Source organism: Streptomyces sp. NPDC059853, assembly GCF_042731495.1.
In the GTDB taxonomy this organism is placed as follows: domain Bacteria; phylum Actinomycetota; class Actinomycetes; order Streptomycetales; family Streptomycetaceae; genus Streptomyces.
Map to the genome: position 1 here is coordinate 1 of NZ_JBHWJL010000505.1, position 2,169 is coordinate 2,169.

The following is a 2,169-nucleotide window of genomic DNA, read 5'->3' on the forward strand; positions in this document are numbered from 1 at the left end:
CTCCACGGGCGGCAGCATCCGGTTGCCGGGGAGCCGCTCCGGCGCGATCTCGGAGAGGAAGTCGAAGAAGGAGGAGGACCCGGGCCTCAGGAAGGCTGCCGGAAGTCGCCCCTGGTCATGGGAGTTGCCTACCACAGAAGTCCTTCCAGGTCATGGAAATGATCCGGCGGCGCACGGCGCCGGCCAGGAGTACGCCAGGGACCCTACCCGGCACCTGGTCAAGATCCACATCGGGTGACGCGCGAACAGCCGTGCCTGCCGCGCGCCACCCGAGGCGTGGATTACTGGCCGCCCTTCTGCACGAAGGAGCGGACGAAGTCCTCGGCGTTGGATTCCAGGACCTCGTCGATCTCGTCCAGAACGGAGTCCACGTCGTCGGTCAGTTCCTCCTGGCGCTCCTTGAGCTCCTCGGAGACCTCCGCGGTCGTTTCCTCGGTTTCCTCGCTGGTACGCGACGCCTTCTGCTGGCCGCCGCCGGTGTCTTTGGTCGCCATCTCCCTCACCCCTGCTCAGCTTCGACGTAACAAGATCAGACCCTACTAGCCGGTGCTGACATCGGCTCCTTCATTGCTACAACGTCCGGGGGTCCTCCGCATGATTCCCGTATCCGGAGGAAATCAGCCCCCGGCCAGCGCCCGGAGCAGGTCCTGAGCGCTGCTGCTGGCGTCCAGCAGGTCCTTCACGTGTTCCCGGGTACCCCGCAAAGGATCCATGGTGGGCACCCGCTGAAGAGAATCCCGGCCCGGGACGTCGAAGATCACCGAATCCCAGGAAGCGGCCGCCACGTCGTCGGCGTATTGTTCGAGACAGCGGCCGCGGAAATAGGCGCGGGTGTCCTCGGGCGGGCTGCCCTGGGCCCGCAGCACGTCCTCCTCGTCCAGCAGCCGGGTGATCCGGCCGCGGGCCGCCAGCCGGTTGTACAGCCCCTTGTCGGGCCGGACGTCCGCGTACTGGAGATCCACCAGATGCAGCCGGGCGGCGTCCCAGCCCAGGCTGTCCCGGCGCCGGTAGCCCTCCATCAGCTCCCGCTTGGCCACCCAGTCCAGCTGATTGGCCAGGCTCATCGGATCGGTCTCCAGCTTGCCGAGGACCTCCTCCCAGCGGCTGAGCACATCCGTGGTCTGCGGGTCGGCGTCCGCGCCCCAGCGCTCCTCCACGTACTTGCGGGCCAGCTCGTAGTACTCCATCTGGAGCTGTACGGCGGTGAGCTTGCGTCCGCTGCGCAGCGTGATCAGCCGGCGCAGCGAGGGGTCGTGGCTGACCCGGTGCAGGGTGCGGACCGGCTGGTCCACGGCGAGATCGACCGCGATGAAGCCGTCCTCGATCATGGAGAGCACCAGGGCCGTGGTGCCCAGCTTCAGATAGGTGGAGACCTCGGCGAGATTGGCGTCGCCGATGATCACATGCAGCCTGCGGTACTTCTCGGCGTCGGCGTGCGGCTCGTCGCGGGTGTTGATGATGGGCCGTTTGAGGGTGGTCTCCAGCCCCACCTCGACCTCGAAGTAGTCGGCGCGCTGGCTGAGCTGGAAGCCGTGCTCGCTGCCGTCCTGCCCGATGCCGACCCGCCCGGCGCCGCAGACCACCTGCCGGGAGACGAAGAACGGCGTCAGATGGCGCACGATGTCGGAGAACGGCGTCTCCCGCTTCATCAGGTAGTTCTCGTGGGTGCCGTAGGAGGCGCCCTTGTTGTCGGTGTTGTTCTTGTAGAGCTGGATGGGCTGGGAGCCGGGCACCTCGGCGGCGCGCCGGGCCGCCTCGGCCATGATGCGCTCGCCGGCCTTGTCCCACAGCAGGGCGTCCAGCGGGCTGGTGGTCTCGGGGGCGCTGTACTCCGGATGGGCGTGGTCCACGTAGAGCCGGGCGCCATTGGTGAGGATGACGTTGGCGAGACCGATGTCCTCGTCCGTGAGCTGGCTGGCGTCGGCGTTGTCGCGCGCCAGATCGAATCCGCGGGCGTCGCGCAGCGGATTCTCCTCCTCGAAGTCCCAGCGTGCCCGCCGGGCCCGGTGCATGGCCGCCGCGTAGGCGTTCACGACCTGGGAGGAGGTGAGCATGGCGTTGGCGTTCGGGTGTCCGGGGACGGAGACGCCGTACTCCGTTTCGATCCCCATCACTCGCCGTACAGTCATGCGGCCCTCCTTGGGAGAAGCGTCCGGCTGCGGTTCATGC

At 67.8% G+C, this 2,169-nt stretch carries 2 protein-coding genes and 1 pseudogene; all 3 read right to left on the minus strand.

Annotation, left to right across the window (positions count from 1 at the left end):
• A pseudogene (locus ACFV5N_RS27320) lies at positions 1 to 135 on the minus strand (proteasome subunit beta); the annotation flags it as partial.
• Positions 136 to 281: 146 nt separating this feature from the next.
• Positions 282 to 494, minus strand: a complete 213-nt coding sequence (locus ACFV5N_RS27325; RefSeq protein ID WP_019434989.1) for a ubiquitin-like protein Pup — start codon at positions 492 to 494, stop codon at positions 282 to 284.
• 123 nt (positions 495 to 617) lie between these two features.
• Positions 618 to 2,129 (minus strand): depupylase/deamidase Dop, encoded by a 1,512-nt coding sequence (dop, locus tag ACFV5N_RS27330; protein ID WP_385605072.1) that lies wholly within the window; start codon positions 2,127 to 2,129, stop codon positions 618 to 620.
• Positions 2,130 to 2,169 lie beyond the last annotated feature (40 nt).

Excerpts from the sequence above, each read along its gene's own strand:
- ACFV5N_RS27325 (WP_019434989.1), bottom strand. The coding sequence starts at position 494 with ATGGCGACCAAAGACACCGGCGGCGGCCAGCAGAAGGCGTCGCGTACC.
- dop (WP_385605072.1), bottom strand. The coding sequence starts at position 2,129 with ATGACTGTACGGCGAGTGATGGGGATCGAAACGGAGTACGGCGTCTCC.